The sequence below is a fragment of the Limnobacter olei genome, assembly GCF_029087225.1.
Lineage (GTDB): Bacteria > Pseudomonadota > Gammaproteobacteria > Burkholderiales > Burkholderiaceae_B > Limnobacter > Limnobacter olei.
Genome location: NZ_JARFJD010000010.1, coordinates 15,737 through 33,422 on the forward strand (window position 1 = coordinate 15,737; position 17,686 = coordinate 33,422).

The 17,686-nt window shown below is 50.5% G+C and carries 14 protein-coding genes; 10 read left to right on the plus strand and 4 right to left on the minus strand.

Annotation, left to right across the window (positions count from 1 at the left end; genetic code table 11):
- Nucleotides 1–59: 59 nt before the first annotated feature.
- The 4 genes from PY990_RS07425 to PY990_RS07440 form a co-directional block, all read right to left on the minus strand.
- Nucleotides 60–626 carry a fasciclin domain-containing protein gene (locus PY990_RS07425; RefSeq protein ID WP_275271062.1) on the minus strand — a complete coding sequence of 189 codons (567 nt, stop codon included), beginning with the start codon at nt 624–626 and terminating at the stop codon, nt 60–62.
- Between the two features lie 146 nt (nt 627–772).
- Nucleotides 773–1,339 carry a histidine phosphatase family protein gene (locus PY990_RS07430; RefSeq protein WP_275271063.1) on the minus strand — a complete coding sequence of 189 codons (567 nt, stop codon included), beginning with the start codon at nt 1,337–1,339 and terminating at the stop codon, nt 773–775.
- A gap of 102 nt (nt 1,340–1,441) precedes the next feature.
- Nucleotides 1,442–2,203 (minus strand): TerC family protein, encoded by a 762-nt coding sequence (locus PY990_RS07435; protein ID WP_275271064.1) that lies wholly within the window; start codon nt 2,201–2,203, stop codon nt 1,442–1,444.
- An 80-nt stretch (nt 2,204–2,283) separates the two neighbouring features.
- On the minus strand, nt 2,284–5,355 hold the full coding sequence (locus PY990_RS07440) for an ATP-binding protein (RefSeq protein WP_275271065.1): 3,072 nt from the start codon (nt 5,353–5,355) through the stop codon (nt 2,284–2,286).
- Between the two features lie 197 nt (nt 5,356–5,552).
- Here PY990_RS07440 and PY990_RS07445 point away from each other — a divergent pair, with 197 nt between their 5' ends.
- The 10 genes from PY990_RS07445 to sctS all read left to right on the plus strand — a co-directional run bounded on the left by PY990_RS07445 (nt 5,553) and on the right by sctS (nt 17,683).
- Nucleotides 5,553–6,077 (plus strand): YgjV family protein, encoded by a 525-nt coding sequence (locus PY990_RS07445; RefSeq protein WP_275271066.1) that lies wholly within the window; start codon nt 5,553–5,555, stop codon nt 6,075–6,077.
- A 303-nt stretch (nt 6,078–6,380) separates the two neighbouring features.
- On the plus strand, nt 6,381–10,175 hold the full coding sequence (gene metH / locus PY990_RS07450; RefSeq protein WP_275271067.1) for a methionine synthase: 3,795 nt from the start codon (nt 6,381–6,383) through the stop codon (nt 10,173–10,175).
- 66 nt (nt 10,176–10,241) lie between these two features.
- Nucleotides 10,242–10,760, plus strand: coding sequence for a GNAT family N-acetyltransferase (locus tag PY990_RS07455; protein WP_275271068.1), 519 nt, complete (start codon nt 10,242–10,244; stop codon nt 10,758–10,760).
- A 59-nt stretch (nt 10,761–10,819) separates the two neighbouring features.
- On the plus strand, nt 10,820–12,916 hold the full coding sequence (gene sctV / locus PY990_RS07460) for a type III secretion system export apparatus subunit SctV (protein ID WP_275271069.1): 2,097 nt from the start codon (nt 10,820–10,822) through the stop codon (nt 12,914–12,916).
- 17 nt (nt 12,917–12,933) lie between these two features.
- The gene (locus PY990_RS07465; protein WP_275271070.1) at nt 12,934–13,866 is read left to right on the plus strand and encodes an FHA domain-containing protein; all 933 of its coding nucleotides are present in this window, start codon (nt 12,934–12,936) and stop codon (nt 13,864–13,866) included.
- The gene (locus tag PY990_RS07470) at nt 13,866–15,248 is read left to right on the plus strand and encodes a FliI/YscN family ATPase (protein ID WP_275271071.1); all 1,383 of its coding nucleotides are present in this window, start codon (nt 13,866–13,868) and stop codon (nt 15,246–15,248) included. Before PY990_RS07465 ends, PY990_RS07470 begins: the two co-directional genes overlap by 1 nt.
- 5 nt (nt 15,249–15,253) lie before the next feature.
- On the plus strand, nt 15,254–15,667 hold the full coding sequence (locus PY990_RS07475) for a hypothetical protein (protein WP_275271072.1): 414 nt from the start codon (nt 15,254–15,256) through the stop codon (nt 15,665–15,667).
- A complete protein-coding gene (locus tag PY990_RS07480; RefSeq protein WP_275271073.1) occupies nt 15,652–16,764 on the plus strand; it encodes a FliM/FliN family flagellar motor switch protein in 1,113 nt (370 codons plus the stop codon). The genes PY990_RS07475 and PY990_RS07480 overlap by 16 nt, the downstream gene beginning before the upstream one ends.
- 7 nt (nt 16,765–16,771) lie before the next feature.
- Nucleotides 16,772–17,425, plus strand: a complete 654-nt coding sequence (gene sctR, locus PY990_RS07485) for a type III secretion system export apparatus subunit SctR (protein WP_275271074.1) — start codon at nt 16,772–16,774, stop codon at nt 17,423–17,425.
- A gap of 3 nt (nt 17,426–17,428) precedes the next feature.
- On the plus strand, nt 17,429–17,683 hold the full coding sequence (sctS, locus tag PY990_RS07490; RefSeq protein ID WP_275271075.1) for a type III secretion system export apparatus subunit SctS: 255 nt from the start codon (nt 17,429–17,431) through the stop codon (nt 17,681–17,683).
- The last annotated feature ends 3 nt before the right edge of the window (nt 17,684–17,686 follow it).

Here is a 17,686-nt window from a genome sequence, read left to right on the forward strand (position 1 = left end):
CAATTTCAGGTCGGAGATGACGACAGGCTTGCTGAGCGTCCGTCAGGGGAAAACTGGAATCAGGAGTTGGGTAGCAATACGCTGTCTACCACATGAATCACGCCGTTGGATTGGGTAACGTTGGCAATGGTGACCTCGGCTGTACCACCTTTTTCGTCAACCAGCACCACCTTATCGCCCTGCAGCTTTGCTCCAAGCGAAGCACCCGATGCTGTTTTCAGGGTGGCCATGCCACCAGCTTGAACAATCTTGTTGCTCAAATCAGCGGCTGTAATTTTCCCAGGCACCACGTGGTAGGTCAGCACACCTTGCAGGGCCGATTTATTTTCTGGTTTCAGAAGAGTGTCCACGGTGCCGCTCGGCAGCGCTGCAAATGCATCATTGGTTGGCGCAAATACAGTGAAAGGACCTTTGCCTTTTAACGTATCCACCAGACCTGCGGCTTGTACGGCAGCAACCAATGTGGTGTGGTCTTTTGAATTGACGGCATTGTCGACTATGTCTTTGCTTGGCAACATGGGCGCGCCACCCACCATGATTTCGGCATGAGCAGGCAAGCTGAAAGCTGCTGCTGAAACGGCGATAGAACCAATCAGGCTTGCTGTCGTGAGTTTTGATTTCAACATGTTTACTACCTCCAGTTGGAATTTCAAGCTACAAGATTTTCCAAACGTCCCGGCTGTTGAACCGAAATCGTTAACTGTTCGAGGCAGTTACAACCGCAAAGTTCAGCGTTTGCGGGTTAAGTTTTGTTAAGGTTCGCAAGGCGGTGTCATGGGGTCTGTACTCGGCCAAGTACCGTAATTTCGCCCTCTGGGCTGAACTTGAACAACACCACTTCACCGGAGTCTGGATAAATACCTGTCAGGGCAGTGGTATTGACCTGATGGGTGACATACAGCACCTTGTCGGTGGGTTTAAGCGTGGCCAGATGTTTCTTCAAGGCCGTGGTTTGCTCAGTGCTGTTGCCCCGCCCCTGGAAAAATGAATTCAAGGCAGGCAAAGCTTGCACCTTGCCCAATTTTAATTCCTCTGCGGTGTGCAAACAGCGGCACCATTGACTGGAATAAATCGCAGTTAACTTGATTCCCTTGCTTTGAATGGCCTTACCCAATACCCGGGCTTCTTCTCGCCCTGCCGTACTCAAGTTGCGTTGTGTTTTACAGTCGCTCAAGGTGAAACCTTCCGGGTCGCCAAAACCGGGCGCACTGGCGTGGCGCATAATTGCATGAACCCCAGGCTGCTTCCAAAGGTTCCAGGCATCGGGTTCGGTACGCCCCGAAGTGGAAAACAAAATGAGCGGGAAAAGAACAAGAAACTGAGCAATTCGGTGCTGCATGAATTCACCCTCTGGGTTTGACGCTGTGGGGCTGTTGGCCAGGCCCACAAAACAAAAAAGCCAGTTTACACTGGCTTTTTTGCTATTTACTACTGGGTTTTATCAGGCAGCGTTGGTTTTGGCACGTGCCATTTCTTCAAGCCGCTGACGCTTGGCTTTTGATCGCAGGTTGAGCAATTCAACCAATAGCGAGAAGCCCATGGCGCTGTACAGGTAGGCTTTGGGCACGTGTTGGCCAAAGCTTTCTGCGATCAGCAACATACCCACCATCATCAAGAAGGCCAGCGCCAATACTTTAATGGAAGTGTGAGCCTCAACAAACTCGCCAATTGATTTGGCAAACAGCATCATCACACCCACAGCCACCATCACGGCAGCAATCATCACCTCGATGTCGTCAGCCATGCCCACCGCAGTAATCACGGAATCCAGGCTGAACACGATATCCAAAATACCGATCTGAATGATGGAGTACCAAAACAGCTTGGCACCGGTTTTCTGAATGGCGGCACCTGCTTCCAGTTCTTCTTCAACCTGGTGTGGTGCTTCCACCTCGAGGTAAATTTCCTTTGAGGCCTTCCACAACAGGAACAAACCCCCGAAGAAGAGTACCAAGTCTCGCCCAGTGATTGCTTTGCCAGCCACTTCAAACAAGGGTTCGGTCAAACCAATAATCCAGGAGAGCGAAAACAGCAGGCCCACTCGGGTCGCCATTGCAAACATCAAACCGAACTGACGCACGCGGTCGCGAATGTCTGCGGGCAGTTTCGACACCAGCACTGTAATGAACACAATGTTGTCGATACCCAGCACGATTTCCAAGGCCGTCAAAATCGCAAAAGCGATCCAAACGTTTGGATCCATTAATAATTCCATAAAACACCCCGTTTTTTAGTCAATTTCAACAGCCCGCTATTTTGCACCACATTTCGCATGGTGGGTGATCATTTCGTATTCTGACTGCTAATCGCCAAGCGATTTAACAACAAATTGAACTGAATCGGTTTTGCGAAATGGTAGTTAAAGCCCGCAGCCACAGCCCGCTCAATATCACTGTCGAAAGCGTAGCCTGTCAATGCGGCAATTTCGCATTGCTGGTTCGGACCAGTTGTGGATCGAATTTTCTCGACCACCTCATAACCAGACAGCTTGGGCATGTCGATGTCCAGCAAAATAAAGTCATAGGGTCCAGTCATCGCTTTGCTCAGAGCTTCTTTGCCATCTTTGGCCACGTCGACCCAATGATCGTCTTTTTGCAGGAAAGTCTGAATTAACTTGATATTCAGTGGTGTGTCATCGGCCACCAGCACACGCAAAGGCCGGACGGGTAAAATTCGCTCCTGGCCCTGGCTGTCTAATTGATGCTCGCGCTTCAAGGTGACCGAGAACATCACTTGCGTGCCTTGGCCTGGCTCTGACTCCAGCTGGATTTCCCCGTCCATGGCATTGATCAGGCTTTTCACGATCGACAAGCCCAGCCCCGTACCGCCAAACCTGTTTTCACGGTCCGTATGTACCTGCGAAAAGGGTTTGAACAACAATGATTGTTTCTCTTTTGGAATGCCAAGACCGGTGTCAGTGACCTCAAAAGTAATCAGGTCTTCGTTTGGATTTAATTGTGTGTTGCTAACAGTTAAGCTAACTTTGCCGTGAGAAGTAAACTTGATCGCGTTGGATAAGAGGTTTTGAAGTATTTGGCGCAGGCGGCCCATGTCGCCGGAGTAAATTTGATGCTCGCCAAGCTTGTTGTTTAGTTCAAACTTCACACCTTTGGATTCGCAGGTCAGGCGAGGCAATTCTGTGCTGCCTTTGAGCAGTTGCTCCATCAAAAATGGCGAATCCACCAGCTTGACCATGCCCGACTCCAGTTTCGAGAAGTCAAGAATATCATTGAGAATCGCCGACAGTGTTTCGGAGGACTGCACAAGATAACCTGCTTGTTCCTTCAGCTCACCGGGTGGCAAATCCATCTCCAGTAACCGTGCAAAACCCACGATGCCGTTCAAAGGTGTGCGAATTTCATGGCTCATGGTGGCCAAAAAACGGCTTTTCTCTGCGTTGGAATCCTTCTCGGCCTTGGCTGCAATCGCTGTTTCACGAAGCCTGCTTTCCAGTTCCCGCTGAACGGTCCGGTCCAGGTGAGTTCCTACAACCCGGATTGGCTTGCCATGTTCATCGCGCACAATCAGTGCTTTGGCCAAAATATGCACCCAATGGCCGTTTTTGTGCGCCATGCAAAATTCGGCCTCGTAAGAATCCTTTTCTGGATTGTCTAAGGCGTCGGCAAGTGCCTTTTTGGCCAATTCTAGGTCGTCGGGTGCAGTCAGGCGCTCCCAAGTACCAAAGTCATTGCTCAGTTCATGATCTTCGTAGCCCAGCAGCCGTTTCCAACTGGGTGAAAAATAAACCTTGTCGGTCCCCACATGCCAATCCCACAGGCCGTCGTGTGACCCTTCCATGGCCAGCTTGAATCGTTCTTCACTTTCGGCCAGGCTGTCCCGGATCAGACGTTCCTCGGTCACATCCTTGCACATCAAAATGATGCCACCCCGGTGCCCATCGGGTTTCAGCCATGGCTCAATGGCCCAGTCCAGCCAAATGGTGCGTCCATCAGGGCTTGTCCATGGGTCAGAGGTGGCGGAGATACTCTCACCCGCCAGGCCTGCCCTGTGCGCCTGGCGCCAGCGCTCGTGCAGGTTGGGCACTACGTCGTAGTGGTTTTTGCCCACCAGGCTGCCTTTGTGGCCGTTTGCAAAGGTTTGCAACCAGCGCGAGGAGGCCGCCACATAGTTCATTTCTGTGTCAAACATGGCGATTGGAATGGGCGCTTGCACAATCAGGGCTTCAACCACCCAATAGCTTTCTTTGGCCGATTTCAGCGCATTTTCAAGGGATTGGCTTTTTTGGGTCAGCCCACGGGTTAAATCCAGAATGTCTCGGGAAATGGGTTGCAGCTCGGTGGGCAGCTCTTTCATGGAGGCCTCGAGCGCTTTGGGGTCATTTTTGCGCACCAGGTCAAGATAAGCACTGGCCTTGGCAGAAAGGCTTCGGCCCAAAGCAAGCACCAGCAGCAGGGTGGCCACTGTACCGATGATCAAGGCTACAATGGCACCAATCAATGCTTTGGAAATCGGCGAAGCCACTGCGTTCAAGGGCGTTACTGTGGCTGAGATCCAGCCCAAACTGCTGGTTTCAGGGCTGTTGTTGGGGGCAAAAGCGACCAGATAGCTTTCACCATCGCTCAAGGTTTCTATCGACCAGTTGTTTTCTCCCGCCACAGCTTTCTGGAAGCCTGCCATCGCCGTCCACGCCGTGCTGTCCTGAAAGTCGGCCGAATCCAGCCGGTTGCCCATTCTCAAGCTGCCGTCTTTGGCCAAAATCACTGTGGGTGCAGACGGATTGATGGTGTTGAACACGTCTTTCTCGATTTCAGCAATAAAGTATTTCCAGTCCAAGTGAATGCCGATCACACCGATGATTTCATCTTGTTGGTTTTTCAGTGGGGTTGTGAAATCAATGAACTGATACTTTTCTTGAGCTCGAGCGGGTAGCAATGCAGCCAGCAACGCTGCCTCATGCACATCCATAATTGCGGGCGCGATCAAGCCCTGTTTGAACCACGGGCGCGCGGCTACGCTTTTCCCAACCAACAAATCATCGAGTGCAGCCAACACAGTACCGTCCGGGGCGGCCACCCCAATCCACAAATAGCCCGGCGTGTGCTCACGCATAATCTGCAACAGCTTGGTTTGTTCTTCAGCTGTGTAATTTCCAAAGGACTGCTCAATACGGCTGGTGTAGAGCAGGTCTCGCAAGTGCGCTTTCAAATGGCGGTCCACCGATTGGGCAATTTGCTCGGTTTGTGCCAACGCATTCACACCTGCCTGATTGATCGTGTTGTTGCGCAATATCCAGTGCGCTGTAATGGCCACGGGAATGGACAGCAAAAACAGCGCAATCAAGCTGCCCACGATCAAGCGGGTCGTGAAGCTTGAGCGAATATTTAAATTAAGCATGAAGCGGAATGTAAAGAAATTGCGGATGGCTCACTGTAACTCAGGCAGCGGTAAGGCTCAATCGTTAAACGGGTCTAATTTATCTGGTTTTTCAAGGGATTGAATCAATTTCATACGGATTGTCCCACGCACTCAGCAATCAACAATTCAAAGGTAGTATTGCGATCAATGTTTCATCACGATTGGACTCATTGGAATTGGACTCAACGGACTTGTTAACCCGGGCAGTGGGTATAGTGGCTTTTGGCTTGAGCATTGCAGGGTTCTGCGTCATTTCAGAACGTGGAACCAAGCTGTTGTTTGCACTGTCGTCGATGGCTTGGGGGCTTCAGTACTATCTGTTGGGCGTGCATACCGGTTTTTTGATTATGCTTCTCACAGGGGTGCGGCAGGCGGTCACCATTTACTCCAACATCATGGGTCAACGTTTGCGCTTGGTATTGGTGTTGGGTTTCAGTGGCATGGCCATTGCCATTGCTGTATTCACCTGGCAAGGGTGGCTGGCCAGCTCTTTGCCGCTGTTTGCCACTTTGCTGGGTACCTGGGCCTTGTTCATGATGGGCAACGTGGGCATGCGCAAAGCCACATTGGTCACCAACGCCCTGTGGGCGGTGCATGGTTACCTGTTTGATTCCTGGGAACTGTGTTTGACTATGATCGTGATCACTGTGGCCAACCTGTACGGTTTGTATCGTTTGCGGGGAGCCGCTTCGGTGCCTTGACATGGAAACAGCTTTTGGAATCAATATTCTAGGCAAGTTCAGTGTGCTGCGTGTTCTTGCCTAAGCAATGCTTCTGAACCGGCTTGATGCTTCTGGCTTGGGGCATGCGAAACGCTTTGGCGTCTTCGCATCGGTTCCTGTCGGAACCGCCCCGCGCTGCGAATCCGCCGGGAAGCCTTGCAAAGCCGGCCAGACCACGCAGCACACTGAACTTGCCTCTAATCTGATTTGCCCCGTTTCCCTGCATTTCCCTGCTAAAATGCAGCCTGTTTTCAAACCCTTGCATCATATAGAGGCCCCGCGATGAACACGCGCCCCGCTTCTTCGCCTGCCGAGCACAACAGCCTTGTTGTCAACGGCGCTGCAGTCGAAGCCCAACTCCGTGAACTCCTTCAAAAACGCATCTTGATTCTGGACGGTGCAACCGGCACCATGATTCAGCAATACAAGCTCACGGAAGCCCAGTACCGGGGCGAGCGTTTCGCTGATTTTCACCGCGACATCAAGGGCAACAACGAATTGTTGGTGCTTACCCAGCCAGCCATCATGACCGAGATTCATGAGAAGTACCTGGCTGCTGGCGCTGACATTCTGGAAACCAACACTTTTGGTGCCACCACTGTGGCGCAGGCGGACTACGAGATGGAACACCTCGTGGACGAAATGAACCGCGAGGCCGCCCGCCTATGCAAAGCAGCCTGTGTGAAATATTCCACACCGGATAAACCCCGTTTTGCAGCGGGCGCCTTAGGCCCCACACCCAAAACCGCGTCGATCAGCCCCGATGTCAACGACCCCGGCGCGCGCAACATCACATTCGACCAACTTGTTGAAACCTACTACCAGCAAACCAAAGGCCTGGTAGAAGGCGGCGTTGACCTGTTGCTGGTTGAAACCATTTTCGACACGCTGAATGCCAAAGCCGCGTTGTTTGCAATCGATCAGTATTTCGAAGATTCGGGCAACAAATTGCCCATCATGATTTCCGGCACGGTAACCGATGCTTCTGGTCGAGTGTTGTCTGGCCAAACCGTGGAAGCGTTCTGGAATTCTGTGCGGCATGCCAAGCCGATTACCATCGGCTTGAACTGTGCGCTGGGTGCCTCGCTGATGCGCCCCTATGTGGCTGAACTTTCCAAGATTTGCGACGTGCCCATTTGCGTGTACCCCAACGCCGGTTTGCCCAACCCGATGAGCGACACCGGCTTTGATGAAACACCGGAAATCACTTCCAGCCTCGTGAAGGAATTTGCGCAGGCGGGCTTTTTGAACGTGGCCGGTGGTTGCTGTGGTACCACGCCCGACCACATTGCTGCAATTGCCAAAGCACTGGAAAACCAAAAGCCGCGCACCATTCCCACAGTCGAGCCCAAGTGCCGCTTGTCTGGTTTGGAGCCGCTGAACATCGACGACAGCAGCCTGTTCATCAACGTGGGCGAACGAACCAACGTCACCGGTTCCAAGGCTTTTGCCCGAATGATTTTGAACGAGCAATACGACGAGGCGCTCAGCGTGGCCCGTCAGCAGGTTGAAAACGGTGCGCAAATCGTGGATGTGAACATGGATGAAGCCATGTTGGATTCCAAAGCGGCCATGGTGAAATTTCTGAATTTGATGGCTTCCGAACCTGATATTTCACGCGTGCCTGTAATGATCGACTCCTCGAAGTGGGAAGTGATCGAAGCAGGCTTGAAATGCGTGCAGGGCAAGGCGGTGGTTAACTCCATTTCCATGAAAGAGGGCGTTGACGAATTCAAACGCCAGGCCAAGTTGTGCAAGCGCTACGGTGCTGCGGTCATCGTGATGGCCTTTGATGAAAAAGGTCAGGCCGACACCTACGCCCGCAAAATTGAAATTTGCGAGCGAGCCTATAACATCCTGGTGAATGAAGTGGGCTTCCCGGCCGAAGACATTATTTTCGACCCGAACATCTTCGCCATTGCAACCGGCATTGAAGAGCATGACAACTACGGCAACGACTTCATTGAAGCCACAGGCTGGATCAAGAAAAACCTGCCGCACGCCAAAATTTCCGGCGGCGTGTCCAACGTGTCATTCAGTTTCCGCGGCAATGAACCTGCCCGCGAGGCCATTCACACCGTGTTCCTGTACCACGCCATTAAAAACGGCATGACCATGGGCATTGTGAACGCCGGCATGATGGGCGTTTACGATGAACTGGAACCTGAGCTGAAAGCCCGCGTGGAAGACATTGTGCTGAATCGTCAGCCCAACCTGCCAGCCAATGATCCCGACTTTGGCAAATCAGCCACCGAGCGAATGATCGAATTCGCAGGCACTTTGAAGGCGGGTGGCAAAAAGCTGGAAGAAAATCTGGAGTGGCGCAACCAACCAGTGCAAAAGCGCTTGGCCCATGCGCTGGTGCACGGCATCACCAACTTCATTGTGGAAGACACCGAAGAATGTCGTGCTGAAATCGCGGCCAATGGCGGTCGCCCCATCAATGTGATTGAAGGTCCGCTGATGGACGGCATGAACGTGGTCGGCGATTTGTTTGGCGCCGGCAAAATGTTCTTGCCCCAAGTCGTGAAAAGCGCCCGCGTCATGAAGCAGGCGGTGGCGCACCTGATTCCTTACATCGAGGAAGAGAAAAAGCAATTGGTGGCCGCCGGTGGCGACGCCAAGGCCAAGGGCAAAATTTTGATTGCCACTGTGAAAGGCGATGTGCACGACATCGGCAAAAACATCGTGACCGTTGTTCTTCAGTGCAACAACTTTGAAGTCGAGAACATGGGCGTGATGGTGCCGGCCGAGCAAATTCTCGCCAAGGCCAAAGAAATCAATGCCGACATCATTGGGCTGTCGGGTTTAATTACACCTTCGCTGGAAGAAATGGCTTACGTTGCTAGCGAGATGCAACGCGACCCCTATTTCCGCGACCGTGGTATTCCCTTGCTCATCGGTGGCGCCACCACCAGCCGCGTTCACACTGCCGTGAAAATTGCACCGCATTACGATGGACCAACCGTGTACGTTTCCGATGCAAGCCGTTCGGTGGGCGTGGCCTCCAACTTGTTGTCCGATGAATCGGCCGACACGTTCAAAGCCGAGCTGAAAACCGAATACGAACGCGTACGTGAACAGCACGCCAACAAAAAGGCCCAACCGCTCATCAGTATTGAGGCTGCACGGGCCAACAAACAGAAAATCGACTGGTCGAACTACACACCGCCCAAACCGAAATTCATTGGCAAGCGTTACTTCAAAAATTATGATTTGGCCGACATTGCCCAGTACATCGACTGGACGCCGTTCTTCCAAACCTGGGACTTGCACGGCGGTTACCCCCGCGTGCTTGAAGATGAACTGGTGGGCGAAGCAGCCCGCAAGGTGTTCGAAGACGGCCAGGCCATGCTGAAAAAATGCATCGAAGGCCGCTGGTTACAAGCCAATGCGGCGGTGGCGTTTTACCCGGCCAACACGGTGGGTGACGACCACATCGAAGTGTATGCCGACGATAGCCGCAGCCAAGTGCTGTTCACGTACAGTCCCTTGCGGCAACAGGGTGAAAAACGCGAAGGTATTCCGAACAAATCATTGGCCGACTTCATCGCACCCAAAGGTGAGGGTGCTGACTACATTGGCATGTTCGCGGTTACCGCCGGTTTGGGTGTAGAAAGGAAAGAAAAGGAATTCCAGGCGGCGCACGATGACTACAGCAGCATCATGTTCAAGGCGATTGCAGACCGCATGGCAGAGGCCTTTGCAGAATGCCTGCACCAGCGCGTTCGCAAAGACCTGTGGGGCTATGTGGCCGATGAAACTCTGAGCAATGAAGAACTGATTGCGGAGAAGTATCAGGGCATTCGTCCCGCACCGGGTTACCCCGCCTGCCCGGAACACACCATCAAGCGCAATATGTTCGAAGTAATGCAGTGCGAAGAAATCGGCATGACCTTGACCGAAAGCCTGGCCATGAACCCAGCAGCCAGTGTGTCAGGCTTCTACTTCGCCAACCCTGAAAGCGACTACTTCAATGTAGGTACGATTGGGCAAGACCAGTTCAAAGCTTTGCTGGAATACTCAGGTCGGAGTGAAGACGATTTGAAACGAGCCTTGGTTCCCATTCTGGGTTGAGCAAGAGGAACGGTGTTTGAACCATTGAGTGTGAAAAGGGTACTCACTAACGGGAGGATCCTTTTCATGCTTGAAATTCAAACTATCACTGATTCTGATCACATGCTAATGACCCTGGCCAACGCGGCCACGTGGGTTCAAAGCGAAGAGGAGTTCATCCTTTGGAGTGGAGCCGAATATCGTTTTGGTCAATCCATTTCAGAATTCCATCTTGGCAAGAAACCGGAAGAAGTTTATGTCGCTTGGCTCAACGGTGCTGCGGTTGGGTATACCGAACTTCATTTCAACTCATTCGGCAGGGTAATTGCCCGGGTGTTGTGTCACCCCCAATATCGCGGTCATGGTATTGGCCGCCAACTGGTTGATTGGGCTTGTGAGCGGGCCTACACAAGTTCTTTGATCGTCACGTTATTTTGTGTTTCCAATAACCGTGTGGCGCATCGCCTATACCTGAACATGGGTTTTGCAGAGCATGAAGTTCTTGTACCCGATGACCTCATTCGAATGACCAAAATCAATCCCAAGTTAACTATGGGCGAGTTTCACTCTAATTCTTCTTCAAAAGCATTCCTTACAATGAACTAAAGCGAATTCTTTGTCACACAAGTAACACCAGTAGTTTTATAAAAACCAAAGGTGTCAGTGTGATAGAAACATTAAACAAATTTGCGCGACTTGCCTCCGCGCGCTCTGAAGTGGTTGGTGCCTCTCTCGTCATACTGATGGTTGTGATGATGGTGATGCCTCTATCACCGATGATGCTGGATGTACTTTTGGCGATCAACATCTCGGTTTCAATCTTGCTGGCCATCAGCGCAGTACTCATTGAAACGCCTCTGGCATTTTCTTCATTTCCCGCTATTTTATTGATGACTACCCTTTTCCGGTTGTCACTCACCATTTCCACCACGCGCCAAATTTTGCTCGAAGCGGATGCTGGGCATATTGTTCAAACTTTTGGTGAGTTTGTGGTGGGCGGCAATATTGCTGTGGGCCTAACCATTTTCATCATCATTTCGGTCGTCAATTTTCTGGTGGTCACCAAAGGCTCTGAGCGCGTGGCAGAAGTAGCCGCCCGTTTTTCTCTCGATGGCATGCCCGGCAAACAAATGTCGATCGACAGTGATCTTCGCGCTGGTCTTATCAATCAAAGTACTGCCAAGCAAAGGCGTGCAACGCTAGAAAAAGAATCTCAGTTATTTGGCGCCATGGACGGTGCCATCAAGTTTGTGAAAAACGATGCTATCGCTGGTTTGGTGATCACTGCGGTCAATTTGTTAGGCGGTTTGGCTGTAGGCATGTTGCAAAAGGACATGAGCTTTTCTCAAGCGGCCAGTATTTATTCAATTCTGTCTGTCGGTGACGGCCTGGTGGCCATTATTCCTTCTCTGTTGATATCGGTCGCAGCAGGCTTGATCGTTACACGGGTTACCAAAGGTGAGGGTGATGGCTCCAGTACAGCGGCCGATATGTTTAAAGATCTTTCACGTAACTCAAATGCCTTGCAAATCAGTGGCGTGTTTTGCTTGATGTTTGCATTCGTACCGGGGATGCCTGCCCCGGTATTTGTTGTCACAGCAGGGGTGCTGTTTGCAGCATGGTACTTCATGACCGCGAAAAACGATAAACCGGAGCCAATTAATATCGAAAGGCAATTCTCTGATTTGCTAGGGCCAGACCATAAAAAATCTCTGGAAGATGTAACCACTACGGATACCTATGCTCCTTTGCAAATTCGAGTTCCCGCCACCGCGGAGCCTACCAGTACCAATCAAATCCAGAATATTTGCAGGATCGCCAGAAACCGTCAGGTGGAACACCTTGGTGTCGTATTGCCCTTGTTCGATTTGACACAACACCACGAAGACTATGCGGAAATCTATGTGTTTGGTGTGCCGGCACTTAGCCTGAATTTGTCTGAAAAGCGAATCAGTATTCTTGAGCCAATCGAGAAAATTCAAGCTTTGGGAATTGAACTCGAATTTATCACCGAGAAAGATAAAACGACTGGGCGCTATCACCATCTTTGTGAGCCAACCTTCAAACCCAAACTGGATCAGCACGGCTTGACCTACAAAACCTACGAGTCCCGTCTGCTTGAGCAAATCGAAACATTGCTGGTGAACAAGATTCACCAAATGTTTACTCTCAATGAGTATCAGCGACACCTGTCGTCGTTGGGTGATCGTTTTGCTGAGCAACTTAAAGAACTGGAACGCGTTTTACCCACCACCAAGGTAGTCGAAGTACTTCAAAAATTAATGCGTGAACGGGTTTCCATCAAGAACCTGCGAACGATATTTAATTCCTTGATTGAATGGGGGCAACGAGAAAGGGATGTGGATGTAATTACAGAGCAAGTACGTCGCGCACTGCATGAACAAATCTGCCACCAGTACTCACAGTCCAAAACCATGCGAATCGTACTTCTGGATGTTGAGTTCGAACAGGTTATTCGGGAGTCGGTTCGAAGCCAGGGGAGCAATAGCTATCTGGATATTGATTCAAGCTCGATCAATGCGATGGTCACCATGGTTGAAAAACAAATCAGTCCTTATCTACATGAGGAATACCCTCCCGCAATCGTTTGTTCAATGGACTGTCGAACCCATGTCCGACAAATAATTGAACCGACATTGTTTTGTGTACCCGTGTTATCCCATCAAGAGGTTTCGTCGAATCTTGAAATCCAGGTTTTGGGAAATATCGCAATCACCGAATCACAGTCCTTTAATCGCTGAATGGGACACGAAGGAATATGATGCAACTACAAGTCAAAGCCAAATCGGGTCTGCATGCTGGGGCGGTCTGGAACCTGAGCAAATCATTTGTCACACTGGGTGGTTCAGCAAGGGCAGATATTTTTCTTTGTGATCCAGAGATCCCCGATTCTTTGATTACCCTCAGCCGTTATGGTCGACGCTATGTCATCGAGGGTATCGACCCTGGGGCCAAACTCCTGTCGCCTGACAATAGCAAGGTAGAAAACACCTTGTTTCCCTCTCAAACTGTCACGCTGGACTATCGTCACATTCAGTTGGATTTTACCTTGGTCACGGCCGGGCAAGGTCTTGCAGCCAGAATGGGAGATGGGTCTTTTCGATTGCTCCATACATTCCTGCGGTTTTTACAGGGTTTGGGCGCACGTGCAATCGTCGCTTTTTTGTTCATTGTAGGTCTTTTGTTAACGTCAATGATTCTGTTTTTCGGGACGGCAGGTGTGGCGAAAACACAAGCCAGCATGCTGGATAGAAAAGGGCCCGAAATTGAGAAGGCAGAAGATGTACCGATTGGCGTCACGATGGCTATTAACGTGATTCGTGATCTTGAACAGTTCGCACAGCAACTCAACACCAAAGGGATTTCCGTTCAACGCGAAGAGAATCGCGTAAAAATCACTGCCGAGCTTTCCCGTGTTCAAGGCATGGCGCTGGAGCAACAACTATCAGCTTACGCGCGTGACTATGGCCAGTTCGTAGAGCTTGCTGCAACCATGAACTTCACTGATGAACAGATCAAAGTAGATTCTATTGAGGTGGAGCAAATTGTGCTGGGCCGTGCTCCTGCAGTGGTGTTGCGTGACGGAGCGATGCTGTTTGAAGGTGGTAGTTACAACGGCCTGACTATTTCCAGCATCGGCATGAACAAGGTTGTTTTCAAGGGTGTTGCAACCTATGAGGTGCCACTGTGATGCAAGCTCATACAAACGCCGAACTCGACCCTGGAGTTCTCGATCTACTTCGGGAGCGGCTTGTTAACCTCAACCCGGTTCGTCGAATTGGCTATGTTTCCGAAATTGTTGTCTCTGTGGTCAAGGCTCATTTGCCCAATGTGTTACTGGGCGAACTTTGTGAAATTGAGGCCAATGACGGTCGAGTTGTACTCGGTGAGGTGATCGCCTTCACTGAAAATCTTGCAACCATTTCCTGTCTACAATCCGTGGTTGGTATTGCACTGGGTGCGACAGTCCGGCCCATGGGCCGTCCTCACTGTGTCAAGCCGCATCAACGTCAATTGTCACTTATTCTTGATGGTATGGGCCGCAATCTTGCCGATCCTGTCAATCCATTTGATAGTGTGCTGTCGGTCGATCCAGATGCAAGCCCGGTCATTCGTCCGGCACCACCGGCAACAAGTCGCCCGCCAGTCAGTCAGGCATTAACAACACAGGTCCGGTTGATCGACAATGTATTGAGTCTGGGTGTGGGGCAACGGGTGGGTATATTCGCCCCGCCTGGTTGCGGAAAAAGTACCTTGATGGCCCAGATTGTGCGCGGTGCAAAAGTGGATGCGGTGGTGTTCGGTCTCGTTGGCGAACGTGGCCGTGAGCTGCGCGAATTTATCGAGAATGAAATCGATACCACGATTCGCCAACGCAGCTTCTTTGTGTGCGCAACCTCTGATAAATCTCCGATTGAACGTGTTCGAGCAGCATTCACAGCCATGTCAATTGCTGAACATCTTCGTGATCAAGGCAAATCGGTTTTGTTGTTGATTGATTCCATCACCCGACTTGCCCGAGCGCAGCGGGAAATCGGCTTGATGGCAGGCGAGCCCGCGACCCAGGCGGGTTTTACTCCTTCCGTGTATTCCATTCTTCCTGCTTTGGTCGAGCGTGCTGGCCGCACGGAAACTGGCTCCATCACTGCAATTTTTACTGTATTGATGGAAGGCGATCGCATCGAAGACGATCCCATTGCAAGCGAGGCAAAAAGCTTGCTCGATGGTCATATTGTGCTGAGCCCCAAGCTGGTTGAGCGCAACCATTTTCCTGCCATTGATCCACTGCGTAGCCTTTCCCGCGTGATGCACTCTGTCGCGGACAACCGAACCAAAAATGCTGCTGCCGGGCTTCGCAGAATTTATTCCTTGTATCAAGAAGTGGAGCTGCTGGTGCGGTTGAATGAGTACAAGCAGGGTACTGATCCCCTTATCGATGAGGCCGTGCGTGTCAAACCCCTGCTCGATGAATGGTGCCGCCAAGGCAGAATGCAAGCTGTTTCGCCAAATGCCGCAATTGTTGAGCTTGAGGAGCTGGTCTCCAGATTTTTGACCATTGCAGAACAAGCATAGTGAAGATGGATTCAATCGACAAGGATTTAAAAGCACTTCTTCGAATTCGTCAGATGCGCTCAGATTCATTGAGTAGAGCTGCACGCATGCGTGAAATGGAACGAAACTTCGCGGCGAAAGACGTAGAAGACAAGGTAAGTGGTTTAACCACAACCGAGACTCACGTTCGTCAAATACAACACGAGTGCTTGACCGAGTTGGTGAATGGTCACTTTGTGAAAATTGATCGAGTGGAGGCATTTTCCAAAATGCAATTGCAAGGTGCGAAACGAATCATGGATGCGAATCGTGAGATTGATCTAGCCCAGAAGCACTTGGAGGTCTCCAAGGAAATGCTTGAAGAAAGTCTTCAAAAATCCAGGGCTGCTGAAAAGAGAAAAATCGCGATTCAAGAGGTTATCGAATGGCGCAAGAACTGAACTCCGATGTAGAAATTATTGAGAATTCATTTGGCGAGAGACCTCAATCCTGGCCAATCTCGGAATTACGAAAGATTGGTTACGACATGGTATCCACTCAAATCTATTCTCGCAGCAGCAATCAAGTTCAGTATAGCTACCCCTTTGAGTCGCCAACAGTCGAAGGGCTTTCGCTTCGCTACACACAGAACTTTCCTTACACCAGTGGGCTCAATACCAGCGTGTGGTTGCTTGCCTTCACTGAAGACGGAAACCAGATTGATCTGGCCGTTGATCCAGCTTATGTCTACCAACGCACTGGTTGCATGGTTTCACCACGTTTGGTCCATTGGGATTCAGCGGGCCTTGTGTCCATGTTCGACATAGTCTCCAGCGCGATTAGTGAGCTCGCACTGATGCTCAATTTACAGGTCCACCGTTTTCTAAGCCTTGAGGAATGGCCCGATCAGGCACCCGCAACATACCTTGCTCTGGATCATCGTCGTGAGTGCAAGGTCGTGATGGCCACCGACGCCCCTACGTTACAAAGTCTGGATCGAAAAATAAGAACTTACAGTACTGATTTCTGGAAAAACCATCAAAGGATGGGGTGTGCAATTCGCATACCTACAACCATTTTGCTCTACCCCACACGGAGCTTGTGGGGTGCTCACGAATTGGCTTTACTGGAACCTGGCGATCTTCTTGCCTTGCAAAACTTTTATGTTCGGAATCAGGGTATTCGAATTCGGGGTGGTATTCGATTCAAAAATCACAAAAATCTGAGGAAACAATTTGAGGTATTTATTCAAATGAATGAAGAAGACACAAGACTGTATTTCGGCTCTGATGACATCAACGCTTCTGCTGGTCATGACGATAATTTCAATGACAATCAGATTGCGCCACTTGAGGAGATTGAACTTGAAATTCACGCGGGCAAAACAACTGTGTTGTTTAACGATCTGTGCAACGTCCAGGCGGGTACTTTGATTGAGCTTCGTGAGCACTCGTTGCCATTTGTTCGCTTGTGCGTGATGGGGTCACCCATACTCGAAGGAGAACTCGTGAATTTTCAAGATCAAGTCATGATTCAAGTGACCAAGCGATTGGATTGAGCTCGCCATGCAAGAGTCGATTAATCCAATAGGTCTGGTAGTCACCATTGCCTCACTGTCAGTTCTGCCGCTGGTTGCAGTAACAGCGACCTCATTTTTGAAAATTTCCGCAGTGCTCCTGATATTGCGAAATGCAATCGGGGTACAGCAGGTACCCTCCAACATGGTGTTATATGGTATTTCCATGGTGATGAGTCTTCTCATCATGGGGCCTGTACTGACCGATGCCGGCCAGCGCTTTGCACCCGAGGGAAAAATGCCAGTGACTGGTGTAGAGGTACTGACATCTATCAACGAGGCTGTACCACCTTTCAAGCAGTTCATGATGAACAACGTGAATCCTGATTATCTGGAAAAGTTTTACAGCACAGCTCAACAATTTCAAAAAAAGTACGACGCGGCACCAGTCACTAAATCAGATCTGTTTGTAGTCATGCCCGCATTCGTGGCATCGGAATTGGCAGAGGCGTTCAGAATCGGTCTTTACCTCTATCTTCCTTTTGTGATTATTGATCTTGCCGTATCAAGTGCACTGATGGCGCTGGGAATGATGATGGTATCACCCATGTCACTTACGGTTCCACTGAAGATTGTCCTGTTTGTTGCCATCGAAGGATGGGCCAAAATCCTACAGGGTCTGGTCAATTCTTATCTGGGATAATTGATGCTTAGCTACTATGTAAACCAAGCGCTTTGGTTGTCTTTTCTGGTGGCTGCACCTGTGGTCATTGTCACCATGGTGATCGGTTTTGTACTGGGTTTTATCCAGGCAATTTTTCAGTTGCAAGACCAGGCATTGCCTTTTGGCATCAAACTGTTGTGTGTCACTTTGGTGCTGGTGTTACTTGGGCCCTGGATGGCAGGCACGCTGATGCAATTCACCGAGGCCATTCTTAATCTGATTGCCTTACCGGGGTAATCA